Origin of the sequence: Kitasatospora sp. NPDC057518 (genome assembly GCF_042802075.1) — a bacterium.
Lineage (GTDB): Bacteria > Actinomycetota > Actinomycetes > Streptomycetales > Streptomycetaceae > Kitasatospora.
The window spans coordinates 1-17,665 of the sequence record NZ_JBHVEU010000158.1; the positions used below are offsets into that span (position 1 = coordinate 1).

18 protein-coding genes are annotated in these 17,665 nt (G+C 72.8%); 9 read left to right on the plus strand and 9 right to left on the minus strand.

Annotation, left to right across the window (positions count from 1 at the left end; translation table 11 throughout):
- Positions 1-42 precede the first annotated feature (42 nt).
- From ACFU7Z_RS18135 to ACFU7Z_RS18145, 3 genes are all read right to left on the minus strand, one after another.
- Positions 43-252 carry an acyl-CoA carboxylase epsilon subunit gene (locus ACFU7Z_RS18135; RefSeq protein WP_049651530.1) on the minus strand — a complete coding sequence of 70 codons (210 nt, stop codon included), beginning with the start codon at positions 250-252 and terminating at the stop codon, positions 43-45.
- Positions 253-347: 95 nt separating this feature from the next.
- Positions 348-1,949: an acyl-CoA carboxylase subunit beta gene (locus ACFU7Z_RS18140; RefSeq protein WP_049651531.1), complete on the minus strand. Its 1,602-nt coding sequence runs from the start codon at positions 1,947-1,949 to the stop codon at positions 348-350.
- Between the two features lie 452 nt (positions 1,950-2,401).
- Positions 2,402-2,824 (minus strand): PLD nuclease N-terminal domain-containing protein, encoded by a 423-nt coding sequence (locus ACFU7Z_RS18145; protein WP_049651532.1) that lies wholly within the window; start codon positions 2,822-2,824, stop codon positions 2,402-2,404.
- 92 nt (positions 2,825-2,916) lie between these two features.
- Between ACFU7Z_RS18145 and ACFU7Z_RS18150 the strand changes: the two genes are divergently transcribed.
- Both ACFU7Z_RS18150 and mqnP read left to right on the plus strand, forming a co-directional pair.
- Positions 2,917-4,374 carry a menaquinone biosynthesis decarboxylase gene (locus ACFU7Z_RS18150; protein WP_049651533.1) on the plus strand — a complete coding sequence of 486 codons (1,458 nt, stop codon included), beginning with the start codon at positions 2,917-2,919 and terminating at the stop codon, positions 4,372-4,374.
- Positions 4,371-5,267 (plus strand): menaquinone biosynthesis prenyltransferase MqnP, encoded by an 897-nt coding sequence (gene mqnP / locus ACFU7Z_RS18155; RefSeq protein ID WP_369808292.1) that lies wholly within the window; start codon positions 4,371-4,373, stop codon positions 5,265-5,267. Before ACFU7Z_RS18150 ends, mqnP begins: the two co-directional genes overlap by 4 nt.
- Before the next feature lie 75 nt (positions 5,268-5,342).
- Here the strand turns inward: mqnP and ACFU7Z_RS18160 are convergent, their stop codons facing one another.
- The 4 genes from ACFU7Z_RS18160 to ACFU7Z_RS18175 form a co-directional block, all read right to left on the minus strand.
- Positions 5,343-6,137: a hypothetical protein gene (locus tag ACFU7Z_RS18160; RefSeq protein ID WP_380778213.1), complete on the minus strand. Its 795-nt coding sequence runs from the start codon at positions 6,135-6,137 to the stop codon at positions 5,343-5,345.
- 180 nt (positions 6,138-6,317) lie between these two features.
- A complete protein-coding gene (locus ACFU7Z_RS18165) occupies positions 6,318-6,956 on the minus strand; it encodes a hypothetical protein (RefSeq protein WP_380742717.1) in 639 nt (212 codons plus the stop codon).
- 38 nt (positions 6,957-6,994) lie between these two features.
- Entirely contained in the window at positions 6,995-7,750 is a 756-nt protein-coding gene (locus ACFU7Z_RS18170; protein WP_375876946.1) for an alpha/beta fold hydrolase, read from the minus strand.
- A gap of 79 nt (positions 7,751-7,829) precedes the next feature.
- Positions 7,830-9,053 (minus strand): FAD-dependent oxidoreductase, encoded by a 1,224-nt coding sequence (locus tag ACFU7Z_RS18175; protein WP_380742713.1) that lies wholly within the window; start codon positions 9,051-9,053, stop codon positions 7,830-7,832.
- Positions 9,054-9,154: 101 nt separating this feature from the next.
- On the opposite strand from ACFU7Z_RS18175, the gene ACFU7Z_RS18180 reads away from it, so the two are divergent.
- Positions 9,155-9,961, plus strand: a complete 807-nt coding sequence (locus ACFU7Z_RS18180) for a TetR/AcrR family transcriptional regulator (RefSeq protein WP_380778215.1) — start codon at positions 9,155-9,157, stop codon at positions 9,959-9,961.
- Positions 9,962-10,064: 103 nt separating this feature from the next.
- Here the strand turns inward: ACFU7Z_RS18180 and ACFU7Z_RS18185 are convergent, their stop codons facing one another.
- Positions 10,065-10,781 (minus strand): MOSC domain-containing protein, encoded by a 717-nt coding sequence (locus ACFU7Z_RS18185; protein WP_117488289.1) that lies wholly within the window; start codon positions 10,779-10,781, stop codon positions 10,065-10,067.
- A gap of 71 nt (positions 10,782-10,852) precedes the next feature.
- Positions 10,853-11,605 (minus strand): cyclase family protein, encoded by a 753-nt coding sequence (locus ACFU7Z_RS18190; protein ID WP_049651541.1) that lies wholly within the window; start codon positions 11,603-11,605, stop codon positions 10,853-10,855.
- 89 nt (positions 11,606-11,694) lie between these two features.
- Between ACFU7Z_RS18190 and ACFU7Z_RS18195 the strand changes: the two genes are divergently transcribed.
- The 6 genes from ACFU7Z_RS18195 (at position 11,695) to ACFU7Z_RS18220 (ending at position 17,543) form a co-directional block, all read left to right on the plus strand.
- Positions 11,695-12,369, plus strand: coding sequence for a UbiX family flavin prenyltransferase (locus ACFU7Z_RS18195; protein WP_049651542.1), 675 nt, complete (start codon positions 11,695-11,697; stop codon positions 12,367-12,369).
- A gap of 119 nt (positions 12,370-12,488) precedes the next feature.
- Positions 12,489-12,947: an Lrp/AsnC family transcriptional regulator gene (locus tag ACFU7Z_RS18200; protein ID WP_049651543.1), complete on the plus strand. Its 459-nt coding sequence runs from the start codon at positions 12,489-12,491 to the stop codon at positions 12,945-12,947.
- Between the two features lie 3 nt (positions 12,948-12,950).
- A complete protein-coding gene (locus ACFU7Z_RS18205) occupies positions 12,951-13,913 on the plus strand; it encodes a threonine/serine dehydratase (RefSeq protein ID WP_049651544.1) in 963 nt (320 codons plus the stop codon).
- A 52-nt stretch (positions 13,914-13,965) separates the two neighbouring features.
- Positions 13,966-15,129, plus strand: coding sequence for an aminofutalosine synthase MqnE (mqnE, locus tag ACFU7Z_RS18210; RefSeq protein ID WP_049651548.1), 1,164 nt, complete (start codon positions 13,966-13,968; stop codon positions 15,127-15,129).
- Positions 15,130-15,245: 116 nt separating this feature from the next.
- The gene (locus tag ACFU7Z_RS18215; protein WP_338016324.1) at positions 15,246-16,460 is read left to right on the plus strand and encodes a L,D-transpeptidase family protein; all 1,215 of its coding nucleotides are present in this window, start codon (positions 15,246-15,248) and stop codon (positions 16,458-16,460) included.
- Positions 16,461-16,595: 135 nt separating this feature from the next.
- Positions 16,596-17,543, plus strand: coding sequence for a beta-ketoacyl-ACP synthase III (locus tag ACFU7Z_RS18220; protein ID WP_049651545.1), 948 nt, complete (start codon positions 16,596-16,598; stop codon positions 17,541-17,543).
- The last annotated feature ends 122 nt before the right edge of the window (positions 17,544-17,665 follow it).

Here is a 17,665-nt window from a genome sequence, read left to right on the forward strand (position 1 = left end):
CCCGAGCGGGGTGACCGGCCGTCCGGCACGGGCCGTGGGCCGTCAGGCCGCCTGCTGCCAGCTGAACGGCGAGTAGTACGCCGGGCGGCGCTCCAGGCGCTGCCAGTTGGCGATCGGCTCGATCGGCGCGGCGGCGGCGGCCTGCTGCGCGACGGCGGCGCGCGCGGCGAGGACGGCGGTCAGGGCGGCGAGTTCCTCGTCGGTGAGGCTGCCGCGGACGATGCGGACGAGGGGTTCGGCGGAAGCGGTCATGTCCTGGTTTCTCCCCCGGGTGGCTGCGGTCTGAGGTGGTGGCGCGTCGGTGCGGGCTGCTGCTGAGGTGCGGGCTGTCGCGGCGGTGCGCGCCACTACATCGGCGGGTTGCCGTGCTTGCGGCTGGGCAGGTCGGCGTGCTTGGTGCGGAGCATGGCCAGGGCGGAAGCGATCACCTGGCGGGTCTCGGCCGGGTCGATGACGTCGTCCACGAGGCCGCGCTCGGCCGCGTAGTACGGGTGCATCAGCTCGTTCTTGTATTCCTTGATCTTCTGGGCGCGCATGGCGTCCGGGTCCTCGGCGGCGTTGATCTCGCGCCGGAAGATGACGTTGGCCGCGCCCTCGGCGCCCATCACGGCGATCTCGTTGGTCGGCCAGGCGTACGAAAGGTCGGCGCCGATCGAGCGGGAGTCCATCACGATGTACGCGCCGCCGTAGGCCTTGCGCAGGATCAGCGAGATGCGCGGCACGGTGGCGTTGCAGTACGCGTACAGCAGCTTGGCGCCGTGGCGGATGATGCCGCCGTGCTCCTGGTCGACGCCGGGCAGGAAGCCGGGGACGTCGAGCAGGGTGACCAGCGGGATGTTGAAGGCGTCGCACATCTGGACGAAGCGGGCGGCCTTCTCGCTCGCGTTGATGTCCAGCACGCCGGCCAGCGACTGCGGCTGGTTGGCGATGATGCCGACGACGTGGCCGTCGATCCGGGCGAGCACGCAGAGCACGTTGGTGGCCCAGCGCTCGTGGACCTCCAGGTACTCGCCGTGGTCGACGATCTCCTCGATCACCTTGCGCATGTCGTACGGGCGGTTGCCGTCGGCGGGCACCAGGTCCAGCAGGCTGTCGTTGCGGCGCTGGACCGGGTCCTCGGTCACCACGGACGGCGGCATCTCGCGGTTGTTCTGCGGCAGCAGCGACAGGAGGTAGCGGACCTCCTCGATGCAGGACTGCTCGTCGTCGTAGACGAAGTGCGAGACGCCGGAGACGCCGGCGTGCACGTCGGCGCCGCCGAGGCCGTTCTGGCTGATCTTCTCGCCGGTGACCGCCTGGACCACGTCCGGGCCGGTGATGAACATCTGCGAGGTCTCGCGGACCATGAAGACGAAGTCGGTCAGCGCGGGGGAGTACGCGGCGCCGCCGGCGCACGGGCCGAGCATCACCGAGATCTGCGGGATGACGCCGGACGCCTTGGTGTTGCGCTGGAAGATGCCGCCGTAGCCGGCCAGGGCGGTGACGCCCTCCTGGATGCGGGCGCCGGCGCCGTCGTTCAGCGAGACCAGCGGGGCACCGGCCGCGATGGCCATGTCCATGATCTTGTGGATCTTCTGGGCGTGGGCCTCGCCCAGCGCGCCGCCGAAGATCCGGAAGTCGTGCGCGTACGTGAAGACGGTGCGCCCGTGGACGGTGCCCCAGCCGACGATCACGCCGTCGGTGTGCGGCTTCTTGGCCTCCAGGCCGAAGCCCTGGGCGCGGTGCCGGCGAAACGGCTCGACCTCCTGGAAGGAGCCCTCGTCCAGCAGCAGCTCGATGCGCTCGCGCGCGGTCAGCTTGCCCTTGGCGTGCTGGGCCTCGGTGGCCTTGTCGCTGGGGCCGCGGCGGACCTTCTCGCGCAGCTCGTGCAGCTCGGCGACCCGCCCGCGGGCGTCGGCCGGGACCTCGGGGACCTCGCCGTCGACCGGCGCCTCATGCACAACCGTCATCTCGAACCACTCCAAGGGTGAGGGAACTGTCCGACAGCCAACGTCTGCTGTGCCCCCGGCTGCGAATCACTTTCTTCACTTATGACTGTACGAGGGGCCGTGCGCTGGTTTCGGCGTCGATTCCGTACAAGGTCGAGTTCGTTTAGCTGTCAGGCCTGGACAGAAGCGGTCGGATCGTTGACTGAGCGCTCGGTGTTCATTCGGATACCGGGGGTTGTCGGACAGATGATGGTCCGATGATCTGAGCATGAAGGAAAGCGCAGGTCAGGGCCGTCTCCCAGTACTGTAGGCCGGTCCTCTTGGGCTCCGCTCAAGGTCCGCTCAAGCCCGGCGGGCAGGGGGTCGCCGTCCGGGTTAGGGGTTGCGCAGTCGTAGGGAAGCACCAAAAATGCCGCAGCCCACCCCGCACGGTGGGGGTGGGCTGTCCGGGCGAGCGGGCGGACCCGCTCCGATCAGCTCTTCCTGCCGTCCTCGGGCTCGTCGCGGTCGCGCAGCTCCCGCTCGCGACGGCGCAGATCGGCCTCCCACTGCTTGAGCATGGACTCGTGGTCTTTGTCGTCCTTCTTCAACGAGGCGAGGAACTCGGGGTCGTCGTCCGGCGCCAGCGGGCGCCCGCCGCGCGCGGCGGGACGGCCCGCCCGGTCGTCGGCCGGGTACCCCGGGTGGGCCCCGGCGGGCGCGGCCCGCAGGAAGCCGCGCTGCTTGCCGGCGATCAGCCAGGCGATCGGGCCCAGCGGCGGGAAGAGCAGCACGATCAGCACCCAGACCACCTTGGGCAGGTGCTTCACCTCGTCCTCGGGCGTGGTCAGGCAGTCCACGAACGCCCAGACCCAGAGCGCGAGCGGAAGGATGATGGTCAGAAGAATCCTCGGCACGGCTGGGATCTCCCCCCGGGCGGCGATGGTGGCGGGCGCCTTCCAGGGGCCCTTGACCCGGCCAGGCTATCGGGTGGCGGATACTGACAGGCATGGCATACGACGATCTCCGCTCGTTTCTCCGGGCCCTCGACCGTGAGGGCGACCTCAAGCGCATCAAGGCGGAGGTGGACCCGCACCTGGAGATCGGCGAGATCGTCGACCGGGTGCAGAAGGCCAAGGGCCCGGCGCTGCTCTTCGAGAACGTCAAGGGCTCGTCGATGCCCCTGGCGATGAACGTCTTCGGCACCGAGCGGCGGCTGGCCAAGGCGCTCGGCCTCAAGGGCCCGGACGACATCTCCGAGAAGATCGCCGGCCTGCTCAAGCCCGAGCTGCCGCAGGGCTTCACCGGCTTCCGGGACGCCTTCGGCAAGCTCGCCTCGATGGCGCACGTCCCGCCCCGGCACGTGAAGCCGGGTGACGCCCCGGTGCAGGAGGTCGTGCTCACCGGCGACGACGTCGACCTGGACGACCTGCCCGCGCTCTTCACCTGGCCGCAGGACGGCGGCTCCTTCTTCAACCTGGGCCTGACCCACACCAAGGACCCGGACAGCGGCATCCGCAACCTGGGCCTCTACCGGCTCCAGCGGCACGACCGCCGCACCATCGGCATGCACTGGCAGATCCACAAGGACAGCCGCAACCACGCCGCGGTGGCGGCCAAGCGCGGTGAGCGCCTCCCGGTCGCGATCGCCTTCGGCTGCCCCCCGGCCGTCACCTACGCGGCCACCGCGCCGCTGCCCGGGGACATCGACGAGTACCTCTTCGCCGGCTTCGTCGCCGGGGAGCGGGTCCGGATGGTCGACTGCAAGACGGTGCCGCTCCAGGTCCCGGCCGACGCCGAGGTGGTCCTGGAGGGCTGGCTGGAGCCCGGCGAGATGCTGCCCGAGGGCCCGTTCGGCGACCACACGGGCTTCTACACCCCGCAGGAGCCGTTCCCGGCGCTGAAGATCGACTGCGTGACGATGCGCCGCCGCCCGATCCTCCAGTCCATCGTGGTCGGCCGCCCGCCGACGGAGGACGGCCCGCTGGGCAAGTTCACCGAGCGGTTCTTCCTGCCGCTGCTGAAGATCATCATCCCGGACATCGTCGACTACGACCTGCCCGAGGCCGGCGGCTTCCACAACTGCGTGATCGTCTCGATCGACAAGAAGTACCCCAAGCACGCCCAGAAGACGATGCACGCGATCTGGGGCGCGCACATGATGTCGCTGACCAAGCTGATCATCGTGGTGGACGCCGACTGCGACGTGCACGACTACCAGGAGGTCGCCTGGCGGGCCTTCGGCAACGTCGACTACAGCCGGGACCTGACCGTGGTCGAAGGCCCGGTGGACCACCTGGACCACGCCTCGTACCAGCAGTTCTGGGGCGGCAAGGCGGGCATCGACGCGACCCGCAAGCTGCCGGAGGAGGGGTACACCCGGGACGGCGGCTGGCCGGAGATGGTGTCCTCCGACCCGGCCACCGCCGAACTGGTGTCGCGTCGCTGGAAGGAATACGGACTGTGAGCACGGCCGCTGTCGAGACACCGGGGCGCACCAGGGCGTTCCTCCGCCTGGTGATGATCGAGCACTCGGTCTTCGCGCTCCCGTTCGCGTACATCGCCGCGCTGACGGCCATGTTCCTCGCGGACAAGCGGGTGCACTGGGGCGAGCTGTTCGTCGTCACCGTGTGCATGGTGGGGCTGCGCACCTTCGCCATGGCGGCGAACCGGATCATCGACCGGGAGATCGACGCCCGCAACCCGCGCACGGCCACGCGTGAACTGGTCACCGGAGCGGTGTCGTTGAAGACCGCGTACGTCGGCTCGGCCGTCGCGCTGGTGGTCTTCCTCGGCGCGGCCGCGATGCTCAACCCGCTCTGCCTGGCGCTCGCGCCGGTCGCCGTGGTGCCGATGGTGGTCTACCCGTACGGCAAGCGGTTCACGAACTTCCCGCAGGCGATCCTCGGCATCGCCCAGGCGATGGGGCCGGTCGGCGCCTGGCTCGCGGTCACGGGCAGCTGGTCGTGGGAGGCGGTCGTGCTGGGCGTGGCCGTCGGCATCTGGATCGGCGGCTTCGACCTCGTCTACGCCTGCCAGGACGTCGAGTCCGATCGCGAGCACGGGGTCCGTTCGGTGCCCGCGCGGTACGGCGTGCCGGCGGCCATTCGGGGCGCGCGGGTGTGCCACGTCCTGACGACGCTCCTGCTGGGCTGGTTCGCGCTCCTGACGGACGCCGGAGCGGCGTTCTGGATCGGCCTCGTGGTCGTCGCGGGGGCCTTCGTGTACGAGCACACCATCGTGCGGCCGAACGACCTGTCGAAGCTCAACCGGGCGTTCTTCCAGACCAACAGCTTCGTGGGGATCTCGCTGTTCTTCTTCGCGCTGGTGGACCTGGTCGTCCGGGGGCTCGGGATCTGATCCGCGCGTCCGCCGGCGGGCTCACGGGGCGCTCCTCCCGCCTCGTCCGGGCCCGCCCGCCGCTCGTGGACCGGCTCAGCGGAACAGGGCCGCGTGGTCCCTCGCCCAGGCGTGGAAGCTGCGGGCCGGGTGGCCGGTGACGTCCTGGACGGTGCTGGTGGCCGGCTCGGGGGCGGTGAGGCGGGCGTGGACGAGGTCCAGGGCGCCGTCGACGGCGGCCGACGGGCGGCCGGCGGCGGACATCCGGTGGCGGGCGGTCTCGCGGGAGACCTCCTGCCAGCTGGCCGGGCGGCCCGCGGCCGCGCCGATGATCTCCACCTGCTCCGCCTGGGTCGGCGACTCCGGGCCGGTGAGGACGTACCGGGCGCCGTCGTGGCCGTCCTCCACCAGGGCCCGGACGGCCACCGCCGCGACGTCCCGCTCGTCCACCGGGTTCAGCCCGGCCGCGCCGCCGTAGCCCCGCACCGTGCCCCCGGCCCTGATCTCCTCCGCCCACTGCAACGCGGCGGCGAAGCCGTGCGCCCGCAGTACCGTGTGCCGCACCCCGCTGCCGGCGAGCAGCGCCTCGATCCCGCCCTCCGGCCGGCCGGGGACGGCCGAGGACAGGAACACCACCCGCCCGACCTCCCGGGCCAGCACGCCGACGGCCTCGGTGGCCCCGTCCGCCGTCGGGAACGGCCACCCCAGCAGCACCGCGCCGGCGCCCTGCACCGCGGCCTCCAGCGACGCCGGGTCGCGCAGCTCCCGCCGGGGCAGCGTCCGCACCCGCACGCCGGCCGCCGCGAGCTTCAGCCCGACGTGCCGCCCGACCGCTCCGGAGACGCCGATCACCAGCACCGGCGACGTGTCGTCAACTCGCTCATCTGTCATGCATCGAACGTAAGCGAGAAGGATGAGACGCCCAATGCGCACGGGTCTCGGGTCCATGCGCCAGCGTCTACCCCGCGGCGCGCGCCAACTCCCGCACGCCCCCTGATGCTTCGCGCTCTGGCTGGCCGCCGCCCTCCTCGGCCCCGCGGTGCGGGGTACGGGTCCGGAGGCGCCGCGGGGTCAGTCGCCCAGGTGGGGGGCGTCCGGGTGGTAGGTCCGCTGGCGTTCGACCGGGGCGGCGGCGAAGTCGCCGTTGCCGTTGACGACCTCGCCGACGCCGACCCGGGTGCCCCGGGCCCGGCCGTGGCCCTTGAGGACGCCGCCGCGACCGTCCGGGTCGGGGTGGGTGTACGGGCGGCCGGCGGCGAGCTCGACCGCGCGGGCGGAGATCGGGCCGAGGACCTGGGAGCCGGTGCCGAGGCGGCAACGGCCCGTCAGCTCGGCGCCGTTGGCGATCCTGACCTCGTCCCCGAGCTCGATGGCCTCGCCCGCCCCGGCCCTGACCACGGCGCCGCCCTCGCCGATCCGCGCGCGGCGTCCGACGGTGATCCGCCCGCCGCCGGTCGCGACGATCCGGGCGCCGCCGTACAGGACGGTGCCCGGGCCGATCGCGCAGTCGCTGTCCGCGTCGCACTCGACGGTCGCGCCCGGGTACAGGACGGTCTCCGCCGACAGCGTCACCCGCCGCGCGACCAGTACGGAGAACGGGTCGAGGACGGCCACGCCCCGGTCGGCGAGCAGCACCAGCTCGCCGGGGGTGAGGAGCCCGCGTTCGTGGCGGATGCGGTCCAGTCGGTGCCAGAGCTCGTGATCAGTCATGATCGTCGGATCATACGGAGGCCCCGGCCGGGCCGGCCTCAGTTGTGCAGGAAGCCCTCCAGCGCCGTCGCGAGGGCCACCGGGGCCTCGTACATCGGGTAGTGCCCGCTGCCGGCGAGTTCCTCCAGCTCGGCGTTGGGGTAGTGGGCGAGGAAGGTGCCGCGCATCACCTCGGCGGTGAGGGCGAGGTCGTGCTCGCCGACGATCACCTTGACCGGCACCGGGTTGCCGTCGATCCGGCGCCGCAGGTCGGCCGTCGTCCAGTCGTGCACGTAGCGGCCGAAGGCCTCAGGGGTGGACTGCCGCAGGGACTGGTCGACCATGCGGTCGAGCCAGACCCGGCCGGCCCGCTGCCCGGTGACCAGGTCGAGGATCGCGAAGCGCTTCTCCCGGTCCTCGGCCGCGCCGTAGAACAGGGCCTCGCCCGCCGCGTCCATCGGGTACTCCCCGGCCGGCACCGGCGCCAGGCCGACCAGCTTGCGCACCCGCAGCGGCGCCTCGGCGAGCACCTGCTGGGCCGCCTTGCCGCCCATGGAGTGGCCGACCAGCGAGAAGCGGTCCCAGCCGAGCTGGTCGGCCAGGGCGAGCGCGTCGGAGGCGATCTCGGCGAGCGTGTACGCGCCGGTGACGCCCTTGCGCAGCCCGTAGCCGCGGTAGTCGAGGAAGGCGTAGCCGAAGGCCTTGCCGTCGAGGTAGTCGAGGAACGGGCCCCAGCCCGCGCTGGTGCCGAACCAGTCGTGCAGGACCAGGACGTGGTGGTCGCCGGTGCCGATCAGGCGGTGAGGGATCGTCATGCCAACGGTCGTTCCCCGCGATCCGCCCGTCCGAACGGACGGTTCGCGGGGATCCGGGGCGGATGCCGCCCGCCGGGGCTCAGGCGTCGCGCCGGGCGAAGGCGGGTGCGTGCTCGGGGAGCGGGCCGAAGGCGATCAGGCGGGAGAGCAGTACCGGGAAGCCGGGGACGTGCCGGGCGAGGGCCACCAGCCGGGCGGGCGGGCCGGCCCGCTCGCCGGTGAGGACCGGCTCGAACAGCACGCTGTGCAGGACCCGCTGCATCCGCTGCATGATCACCGTCGGCCGCAGCCGGCGGTGCTGGACCCGGGCCAGGGCCGCCACGGTCGGACGGCCGCGGCGCAGCGGTTCGGCGAGCAGGGTGGCGGCCGCGACGGCGTCCTGGATGGCGAGGTTGATGCCCACCCCGCCGGCCGGGGACATCGCGTGGGCGGCGTCGCCGATCAGCAGCAGCCCGTCGGTGTACCAGCGGTCCAGCCGGTTGAGCCGGACGTCGAGCAGGTGCAGGTCGTCGAGGCTCGCCAACTGGTCGACCCGGTCCGCGTACTGGGGCAGCAGCCGGGCGATCCGCTCGCGGAACCGCTCGATCCCCTCGGCGCGCAGCTGCGGGTCGGCGCCCTTGGCGCGGAAGTAGGCGATCTGGAAGTAGTCGGTCCGGGCGAAGCTCAGCACCATGTCGCCGGACCCGAACCCGGGGACGAGGCTGGGCGGCTGGGCCTGCTCGTGGGGGTGCCGGGGCAGCCGGAACCACCAGGTGTCGAAGGGCACCGGGAACTCCTGGGCGGCCAGGCCGGCCGCCCGGCGCAGGGTGGAGTGCCGGCCGTCGGCGGCGACGGTGAGGTCGGCGCGCAGCTCGCCCTCCTCGCCGTCCCGGGTGCGGTACCGGACTCCGGTGACCCGGCCGCCGTCCCGGAGCAGTCCGGTCGCCTCGGTGTTCATCCGCAGGGTGAAGGCGGGCTCCTGCCGGGCCTCCGCGACCAGGAAGTTCAGGAGGTCCCACTGCGGGATCATGGCGATGTAGTTGTACGGGGGCCGCAGCCGCTCGTAGGCGCTCAGCGCGACGGGGGCGGAGCCGGGCGGCTGCACCACCAGGTTGCCGAGGCGGCTCTGCGGCAGCGCGGCGAACTTCCGGCCGAGGCCGAGTTCGTCCATCAGCCGCACGGTGGAGGCGTGGACGGTGTCGCCGCGGAAGTCGCGCAGGAAGTCCCCGTGCTTCTCCAGCACGGTCACCTCGACACCGGCGCGCGCCAGCATCAGGCCCAGCATCATTCCGGCCGGCCCGCCCCCGGAGATCACGACGCTCATGGCTCTCCCCTTTCAGTGCTCGATCGATCACTGTCCGTGTGGAACCTGCATATATAGAATCTCTGGAACCGTCCCAGGTGTCAAGTAGTACGATGCTTCACATGAAGGAGCTGGTGACGGCCGCCCTCACGGCGGCGAAGGAACGGGGCCAGGACGTCGCGGACGTCCCGCTCACGGCGATCGCCGCGACGGCCGGCATCTCCCGCAGCACGCTGCTGCGCAGGCTCGGCGGCTCCCGGGCGGTGCTGGACGAGGCCGTCCGGGAGGCGGGCGTCGACCCGGGCGGACGGCCGCCGGTGCGCGAACGCGCGATCGCGGCGGCGGCACTGCTGGTGGCCGAGCGCGGCCTGGCCGGGGTCACCCTGGACGCCGTGGCCGACCGGGCCGACTGCTCGCTGCCCAGCCTGCACACCGTCTTCGAGGGGCGGGACGGCCTGCTCGCCGCCGTGTTCGAGCGGCACTCCGCGCTGCCCGACCTGGAGGCCCTCGCCGCCGACCCGCCGGAGACCCTGGAGGAGACCGTCCGGGCGCTCCACGCCACCTTCGCCGCGGCCTTCGTGCACGAGCCGCGGATCGTCCCGGCGGTCTTCGCCGACCTGCTCGGCCGCCCGGACGGCCCCGCCGCCCGGGTGATGGCCGCCACCCTGCCGCAGGCGCTCGCCGGCCTGGACCGGCTGCTGCGCCCGCACGTGCGGGCCGGCCGGCTGAGACCGCTGCCCACCCCGGTGCTGACCCAGCTGATGATCGGCCCGCTGCTCAACCACGCGCTGATGCGGCCGGTGCTGGAACCCGCCCTGGGGGACGGGCTGCCGTCGACGGACGAGACCGTCGAGCTCTTCGCCCAGGCCTACCTGCGCGCGGTCGCCCTCCCCACGGCGGAGTCCGGGAGCGTCGGCGACACCCCTTGAGGGGCCCGTGACCGGCCCCCCGCGGTGCCTCGTCCTCGGCTGCCGGTTCGCGAGGGTCAAGTCGCCCTTCGGGCAAGGGCGGTGACGGACGCGGGGGCCGTGGTCAGCCGAGGAGCAGCCGGTCGCCGACCCGCAGGCGGCCCGGGGCGGCGACCTCGGCGAGGGCGTCGAGCCGGCCGTCGTGGGCGTGCACGACGGCCTTGAGGATCTCGGGGGCGTGCGGCAGTCCGGGCTGCGGGGCGCCGGTCATCGCGCAGCGCTCGCTGGAGGCGACGAAGGAGAGCCGGGCGCTGCCGGGGGCCTCGCCGGAGGCCTGGCGGCCGAGCCAGGCGTCCTCGACGAACGGCGGGGTGCCGGGCGGGGTGCGCAGCACGATGTTGGGGCGGAACCGGCGCTCGTCGACCACGGTGAAGGGGACGGCCTCGCGGACCCAGTCCAGGGTGGCGGTGCTGAGCACGCTGACCGGCAGCCGGTCGAAGTGCGAGACGGCGTCCTCGCGGGCGAGTTCGACGTCCTCGCGCTGGAGGTAGGCGCGCAGGAAGGAGTTCGGCCGGTCGACCGGGCGGCCGAGCGGATCGAACAGTTCGGGGCCGTCGATCCGGTGGCCGAGCCGGGCGGAGAGGCGGAGCAGGCCGTCCATCCGGCGGAAGCGGCGGGTGTTCTTGCCCGAGCCGAGCTTCCCCGCGGCGTCGCGGACGGCGTAGAGGCGGTCGCCGGCCAGGCCGCGCTCGTCCACCTCGACGGAGTCGAGCCGCTCGCCGCCGGTGGACTTCACGGGGTAGCGCCAGAGTCGCTCGATCACTCCGATGATCTCAGCCATGGCCGGAAAGCGTACTGGCGTTGACGGGGGATGGTCTAGACCAAGTCCCCGGCCCGGACGGAGAGTCCGGCTCAGCCCAGCCGGGCCACCGCCCGTACCGGTGCGCCGTCCGCCGCGACCAGCCGCAGCGGGAACAGCGAGACCTCCACCGGCAGGCCGGCCTCCTGGGCCGCCAGCAGCGGCCGCAGGTCGGTCAGGTTCTCGGCGATCACCCCGCCGCCGGGCGCCCCCAGCAGCACCCGGTGCGCGGCCAGCGTGGGCTCGTCGGCGGTGCCGTGGTCGTGCTCGTCGGTGAGGTCGGCGAGCAGGGCGGCCACCGCCGGGTCGCCCGGGCCCGGGTCGGGGGTCGGGTCGACGCTGAGCGCGTCCACCCCGACCGTCCGCACCCCGGCGGCGACGATCGCCTCGGCGGCGGCCGGGGTCAGGGCGGGGTGGGCGAGGTAGGCGTCGGTGCCCCAGTGCCGGGCCCAGCCGGTGGCCAGCAGCAGGACGGTGCCCTCGCCGGAGTCCGCGACCCGCTCCAGCGCGGCCGCCAGCAGCCCGGGGGTGACGGCCGCTCGGGGCTCCAGCCCGCGCAGGTCGGCGACCACGGCGGGGCCGGTGAACCGCTCCAGCGGCAGCCCGTCCAGGGTCGGCCAGGTGACGTCCACGTGGTACGGCGCGTCCACGTGCGTCCCGGACTGCGAGCCGAGGTGCAGGGCCAGCACGTTCACCCCGGCGGTGGCCGTGGTGAGCGCGGGCTCCAGCAGGACGGCCGGATCGCCGGGGTAGACCGGCATCGCGGTGGTCACCTGATGGGTGAGGTCGACGAGGGTCGCTGCCATGCGCCCATCCTCCCAGGGGCGGGCGCTCCCGGACCCCTCCCGGTCGGCCCGGTCCGGAACCACGGGTGGAGCCGGGACAGAATTGCCCCATGGGAACTGCGAAGCGTCAGCCGTGGGTGGTCGGGGTCTCGGGTGCGTCGGGGACGCCGTACGCGGCCTCGGTGATCCGCGCGCTGCTGGCCGCCGGCGAGGCGGTGGACCTGGTCGTCAGCCGCGCCGCCCGGCTCACCATCCTGGACGAGACCGGCATCTCCTTCCGGGACGCCCACTGGCGCACCGACCTCGCCGCCTGGCTCGGGAGCGACGAGGGCCTGGACGACGTCCGCTACTGGCCGGCCGGGGACTTCGCGGCCGGTCCGTCCAGCGGCTCCTACCCGGCCAAGGGCATGCTCGTGGTGCCCGCGACCACCGGCGCGGTGGCCGGGATCGCGCTCGGCCTGAGCAAGGACCTGCTGCAGCGCGTCGCCAGCGTCACCCTCAAGGAGCGCCGTCCACTCGTCGTCTGCGTGCGCGAGACGCCACTCAACGGGGTGACGTTGAAGCACCTGGTGGAGCTCGACGCGCAGGGGGCGGTCGTCCTGCCCGCTTCGCCCGGTTTCTACGCCGGCGGCTCCACCGTGCGCGAACTCGTGGATTTCGTGGCCGGACGGGTGCTGGACGCCGTCGACGTGCCGCATTCCCTGTACCTGCGCTGGGAAGGGGAGTTGGGGGCGGCCGCCCGCAAGACGGCCGCCGGCGAGGGCGCACCGGCTGAGGGGGAGTAAGGAGACCCGGGGCGGGAGAGTATCTTCTCTGCGATATCCGGGTCGTTCGGCGCACGGCGCCTTTGAATCCGGATAATGATCTGTGGGTCTGGTGAGGTTCGGAAGGACGCGGACGGTATATGGACACGGTGGACAGACAGCTCATCCAGGCGCTCCGGGAGAACGGCCGTGCGTCCTACGCCGAGTTGGGCCGGCTGGTCGGGCTCTCCGGCCCGAGCGTCACGGACCGGATCAACCGCCTGGAGCAGGCCGGGGTGATCACCGGCTACCGGGCGACGGTCAACCCGGCCTCGCTCGGCTTCGGCGTCACGGCCCTGATCGGCCTTCAGCTCACCGACGCCGCGGACCACGAGGACGTCGCGCACCGGCTGAAGGACCTCAACGAGGTCGAGGACTGCTGGTTCATCGCCGGTGACGACTCCTACATGCTGAAGGTCAGGGTGGCCGACGTGGCCGGCCTGGAATCGGTGGTCAAGCGGATCTCGGGCACGAAGGGCGTGGCCCGGACCCGCACCACCGTCGTACTCTCCACCAAGTGGGAAAACCGGGTGAGTGAACTTCCTCCTGTAGGAGAGTGACGTATGGCACTGGTCGGACTGGAGGAGCTGCGCGCGGCTCGGCAGCGGATCGCGGGGGTCGCCGTGCGCACCCCGCTGGTTCCCGCCCCCTGGGCGGCCGAGGGGGAGCGGCGGCTCTGGCTGAAGCCCGAGAACCTCCAGCCGACCGGGGCCTTCAAGACCCGCGGCGCCTACAACCGGCTGGCCGCGCTCACCGAGGACGAGCGCGCCCGGGGCGTGGTGGCCCAGTCCAGCGGCAACCACGCGCAGGCGGTGGCGTACGCGGCCCGGGAGCTCGGCATCAAGGCCGTGATCGTGATGCCGGACACCTCGCCCGCGGTGAAGGTGGAGGCCACCCGCTCGTTCGGCGCCGAGGTGATCCTGGTGGCGCCGGAGGAGCGGGACACCCTGCCCGCCGAGCTGGCCGGGAAGCACGGCTACGTCTGGGTGCCCCCGTACGACGACCCGTTCATCATCGCGGGCCAGGGCACGGTCGGCCTGGAGATCGCCGAGGACGCCCCGGCCGACCTGGACACCGTCCTGGTGCCGGTCAGCGGCGGCGGCCTGATCGGCGGGACGGCGGCCGCGCTCAAGCTCACCCGCCCCGGCATCCGGGTGATCGGCGTGGAGCCCGAGCTGGCCGCCGACGCCCGGGCCAGCCTGCGGGCCGGCCGCCGGGTCGAGTGGCCGGTCGCCGACACCTACCGGACCATCGCGGACGGGCTGCGCACCCCGTCGCTCGGCGTGCTGCCGTTCGAGCACGTCGCCGCCTACGTGGACGACATCGTCACCGTCACCGAGGACGAGATCCGCGCCACCGTGGCCGTGCTGGCCCGCCGCGGCCGGCTCGTCGCCGAGCCCTCCGGGGCGGTCGCCCCGGCCGCCTACTTCCACCGCGCCGCCGAGACCGGGGGCCAGTCGGTGGCGGCCGTGGTCAGCGGAGGCAACATCGACCCGACACTGCTCGCCGAGCTGCTCTCGGCATAGGCGTACGCTCATTCCGGCAAGGAATCGAATGTCGGAGGAGGCGGGTCACCGCATGGACGCAGGGCTCAAGCGCGAGCTGGAGGCGAAGGTCTACGCGGGTGAGCGGCTGACCCGCGAGGACGGGATCGCGCTCTACGAGAGCGACGACCTGGCCTGGCTGGGCGGGCTGGCCCACCACGTGCGGACGCGGAAGAACGGCGACGTCGTCCACTTCAACGTCAACCGTCACCTCAACATGACCAACGTGTGCAGCGCGTCCTGCGCGTACTGCTCGTTCCAGCGCAAGCCGGGCGAGAAGGACGCGTACACGATGCGCATCGAGGAGGCCGTCCGCCTCGCCAAGGCGATGGAGGTCGACTCCCTCACCGAGCTGCACATCGTCAACGGGCTGCACCCGACGCTGCCGTGGCGCTACTACCCGCGCTCGCTGCGGGAGCTGAAGGCGGCGCTGCCGAACGTCTCGCTGAAGGCCTTCACCGCCACCGAGATCCACTGGTTCGAGAAGATCAGCGGCCTGCCCGCCGACGAGATCCTGGACGAGCTGATCGACGCCGGTCTGGAGTCGCTGACCGGCGGCGGCGCGGAGATCTTCGACTGGGAGGTCCGCCAGCACATCGTCGACCACGACACCCACTGGGAGGACTGGTCGCGGATCCACCGCCTCGCGCACGGCAAGGGCCTCAAGACGCCCGCCACCATGCTGTACGGCCACATCGAGGAGCCCCGCCACCGGGTGGACCACGTGCTGCGGCTGCGCGAGCTCCAGGACGAGACCGGCGGCTTCCAGGTCTTCATCCCGCTGCGCTACCAGCACGACTTCCACGACTCCAAGGACGGCGTCGTGCGCAACAAGCTGATGGCCCGCACGGAGATGGCCACCGGCGCCGAGGCGCTGAAGACCTTCGCGGTCTCCCGGCTGCTCTTCGACAACGTCCCGCACGTCAAGGTCTTCTGGGTGATGCACGGCGTCACCACCGCCCAGCTGGCGCTCAGCCACGGCGCGGACGACATGGACGGCTCGGTGGTCGAGTACAAGATCACCCACGACGCGGACAACTTCGGCACCCCGAACAAGCTCGGCCGCGACGACCTGCTCGGGCTGATCCGCGACGCCGGCTTCCGCCCGGTGGAGCGCAACACCCGCTACGAGGTCATCCGCGAGTACGACGGCCCCGACCTGGAGCGTCGCGAGACCCCGCAGGCGATGCGCCTCTGACCTGCGAAGATCCCCGCCGCCCGGACCGCTCGTCGGCCCGGGCGGCGGTTGTCTTCACGGCCTCCGCACCTGACCCGGGTTTACCAACGGGTACGGCGTTTGGCAGGATCGACAGCATGTCCGGTTCTCATCGCGCCACCGAGTACCCGTCGTACGAGCCGATGCGGGAGCCGGTGTACGGGGTGCCGCAGCAGTCGTACGAGCAGCCGTACCCCGAGCACGAGGCGTACCGGCAGCCCGTTCCGCAGGAGTACGGCCAGGGCGTGTACCAGCCGTACCAGCAGACTCCTGACGGCTACTCCGAGGCGTACGACCAGCCGTTCCAGGCCTACCAGGGTGAGCCGGAGGGCGGGTACGAGGCGGCGTCGGTGTACCAGCCGGTGCCCGCGCCCGAGACCGTCCCCTTCGAGCCCGGGCCCGTCGTGCTCGCCGCCGCTCCCGCCGCACCCGTGGCGGGTTCCCGGACGGCCGCGCGGGGACGCCGGCGCAAGGCCAAGCAGAAACGTCACGGCAAGGCCGTGATGGCCGGCACCGCGCTGCTGGTCGCCGCCACCGCCGGCTGGTACGCCGTCGGCCAGGACGGCGCCAAGCCCGGCATCGCCGCCGCCGACGGCCCCGGCCCGGAGGGCGTCAGCAAGCCCGACCACCCCGCCCCGGCCCCCGCGGCCGCCCAGGCCGCCTCCGACCGGCAGGCCGCGGCCCCCGCCGCCGACCGCAGCCAGACCCGTACGGACGGCTCGGTCGCCGCGATACCCGGCCTCGGCGCGAAGTTCACCGCGCAGATCCCCGCCGAGACCGCCCAGGTGCTGGTCGCCTCCGGCCAGGACAAGAACACCGACAAGAACGCCGTCACCCTCTGGACCCGCACCCCCGAGGGCCGCTGGCTGGCCGGCGAGACCTGGCAGGGCCACAACGGCAAGAGCGGCTGGACCACCGACCACAACGAGGGCGACCTGCGCAGCCCGATCGGCGTCTTCAGCCTCACCGACGCGGGCGGCCGCAAGGCCGACCCGGGCAGCAAGCTCCCGTACGACAAGGACCCGAGCTTCGTGGTCTCCGGCACGGGCTTCTTCGGGGACCAGCTGGCAGGCTCCTTCGACTACGTGGTCGCGATCAACTACAACCGCGTCCCCGGCAACTCCCCGCTCGACCCGCGCCGCCCGATGGGCTCCAAGAAGGGCGGCGGCATCTGGCTCCACGTGGACCACGACGGCCCGACCCACGGCTGCGTGTCGATCCCCGAGGACAAGATGGCCCAGCTGATCCGCACCCTGGACCCGGCCGCCCACCCCGTCGTCGTGATGGGCGACGCCTCCACGCTGGCACTCTGACCCCGGAGTCCGCGGAAGCCGGGCACGGAACCCGGGCGCCCCAAGGCCCCTTGTCCACCTCCTACAGATCGAGGGGGCGGATCCTGTCGCCGGTCATACCATGCTGACCAGCGGGTAACCCGGTTCCATGGCAGTATGAGCGGTTCGCGCATTGTGGCACTCGGCCACTACCAGCCCCCCAAGGTCCTCACCAACGACGACCTGGCGGGGCTCGTCGACACCGACGACGAGTGGATCCGCACCCGTGTCGGCATCCGCAGCCGGCACATCGCCGAGGACGAGACCCTGGTCGACCTCGCCACCGAGGCCGCGCAGAAGGCGCTCGCCAACAGCGGCCGGACGGCGGACGAGATCGACCTCGTCGTGGTCGCCACCTGCACCGCGATCGAGCGCAGCCCCAACACCGCCGCCGCCGTGGCCGCCCGGCTGGGCGTGCGCTCGCCGGCCGCGTACGACATCAACACGGTCTGCTCCGGCTTCTCGTACGCCCTGGCCACCGCCGACCACGCGATCCGGGCCGGCTCGGCCCGCCGCGCCCTGGTGATCGGCGCCGAGCGGATGTCCGACACGCTCGACTGGACCGACCGCTCCACCTGCGTGATCTTCGGCGACGGAGCGGGCGCCGCGGTGGTCGAGGCCCAGGAGGAGGGCGCCGAGCCCGGCATCGGGCCGGTGGTCTGGGGCTCCGAGCCCGAGCGGGGCGACGCCGTGGTGATCACCGGCTGGGACCCGGTGATCAGCCAGCAGGGCCAGTCGGTCTTCCGCTGGGCCACCACCCAGCTCGCCCCGCTGGCCCGCCAGGCCTGCGAGCGGGCCGGGATCGCCCCGTCCGAGCTGAAGGGCTTCGTCCCGCACCAGGCCAACCTGCGGATCATCGACGCGATCGCGGGCAAGCTGGGCCTCGGCGAGGACGCGGTGGTGGCCCGGGACGTGGTCCACTCCGGCAACACCTCGGCCGCCTCCATCCCGCTGGCCTTCTCCAAGCTGGTCGAGCGCGGCGAGCTCTCGCCCGGCGACCCGGTCCTGCTCTTCGGCTTCGGCGGCGGGCTGGCCTACGCCGGCCAGGTCGTGCGCTGCCCCTGACCCCGACCCGGCGGCGCCACGAGGCCGCCTGAGGGCCGCCACAAGGCCGCCCGAGGGCGCCGCGAGGCCGTCCGGACCCGAACAACGCCGCTGGGCGGGCACCCTGTCACGGGTGCCCGCCC

Coding starts and splice junctions, on each gene's coding strand:
- ACFU7Z_RS18135 (WP_049651530.1), bottom strand. CDS start 252: ATGACCGCTTCCGCCGAACCCCTCGTCCGCATCGTCCGCGGCAGCCTC.
- ACFU7Z_RS18140 (WP_049651531.1), bottom strand. CDS start 1,949: ATGACGGTTGTGCATGAGGCGCCGGTCGACGGCGAGGTCCCCGAGGTC.
- ACFU7Z_RS18150 (WP_049651533.1), top strand. CDS start 2,917: ATGGCATACGACGATCTCCGCTCGTTTCTCCGGGCCCTCGACCGTGAG.
- ACFU7Z_RS18160 (WP_380778213.1), bottom strand. CDS start 6,137: ATGACAGATGAGCGAGTTGACGACACGTCGCCGGTGCTGGTGATCGGC.
- ACFU7Z_RS18165 (WP_380742717.1), bottom strand. CDS start 6,956: ATGACTGATCACGAGCTCTGGCACCGACTGGACCGCATCCGCCACGAA.
- ACFU7Z_RS18170 (WP_375876946.1), bottom strand. CDS start 7,750: ATGACGATCCCTCACCGCCTGATCGGCACCGGCGACCACCACGTCCTG.
- ACFU7Z_RS18175 (WP_380742713.1), bottom strand. CDS start 9,053: ATGAGCGTCGTGATCTCCGGGGGCGGGCCGGCCGGAATGATGCTGGGC.
- ACFU7Z_RS18180 (WP_380778215.1), top strand. CDS start 9,155: ATGAAGGAGCTGGTGACGGCCGCCCTCACGGCGGCGAAGGAACGGGGC.
- ACFU7Z_RS18185 (WP_117488289.1), bottom strand. CDS start 10,781: ATGGCTGAGATCATCGGAGTGATCGAGCGACTCTGGCGCTACCCCGTG.
- ACFU7Z_RS18190 (WP_049651541.1), bottom strand. CDS start 11,605: ATGGCAGCGACCCTCGTCGACCTCACCCATCAGGTGACCACCGCGATG.
- ACFU7Z_RS18195 (WP_049651542.1), top strand. CDS start 11,695: ATGGGAACTGCGAAGCGTCAGCCGTGGGTGGTCGGGGTCTCGGGTGCG.
- ACFU7Z_RS18200 (WP_049651543.1), top strand. CDS start 12,489: ATGGACACGGTGGACAGACAGCTCATCCAGGCGCTCCGGGAGAACGGC.
- ACFU7Z_RS18205 (WP_049651544.1), top strand. CDS start 12,951: ATGGCACTGGTCGGACTGGAGGAGCTGCGCGCGGCTCGGCAGCGGATC.
- mqnE (WP_049651548.1), top strand. CDS start 13,966: ATGGACGCAGGGCTCAAGCGCGAGCTGGAGGCGAAGGTCTACGCGGGT.
- ACFU7Z_RS18215 (WP_338016324.1), top strand. CDS start 15,246: ATGTCCGGTTCTCATCGCGCCACCGAGTACCCGTCGTACGAGCCGATG.
- ACFU7Z_RS18220 (WP_049651545.1), top strand. CDS start 16,596: ATGAGCGGTTCGCGCATTGTGGCACTCGGCCACTACCAGCCCCCCAAG.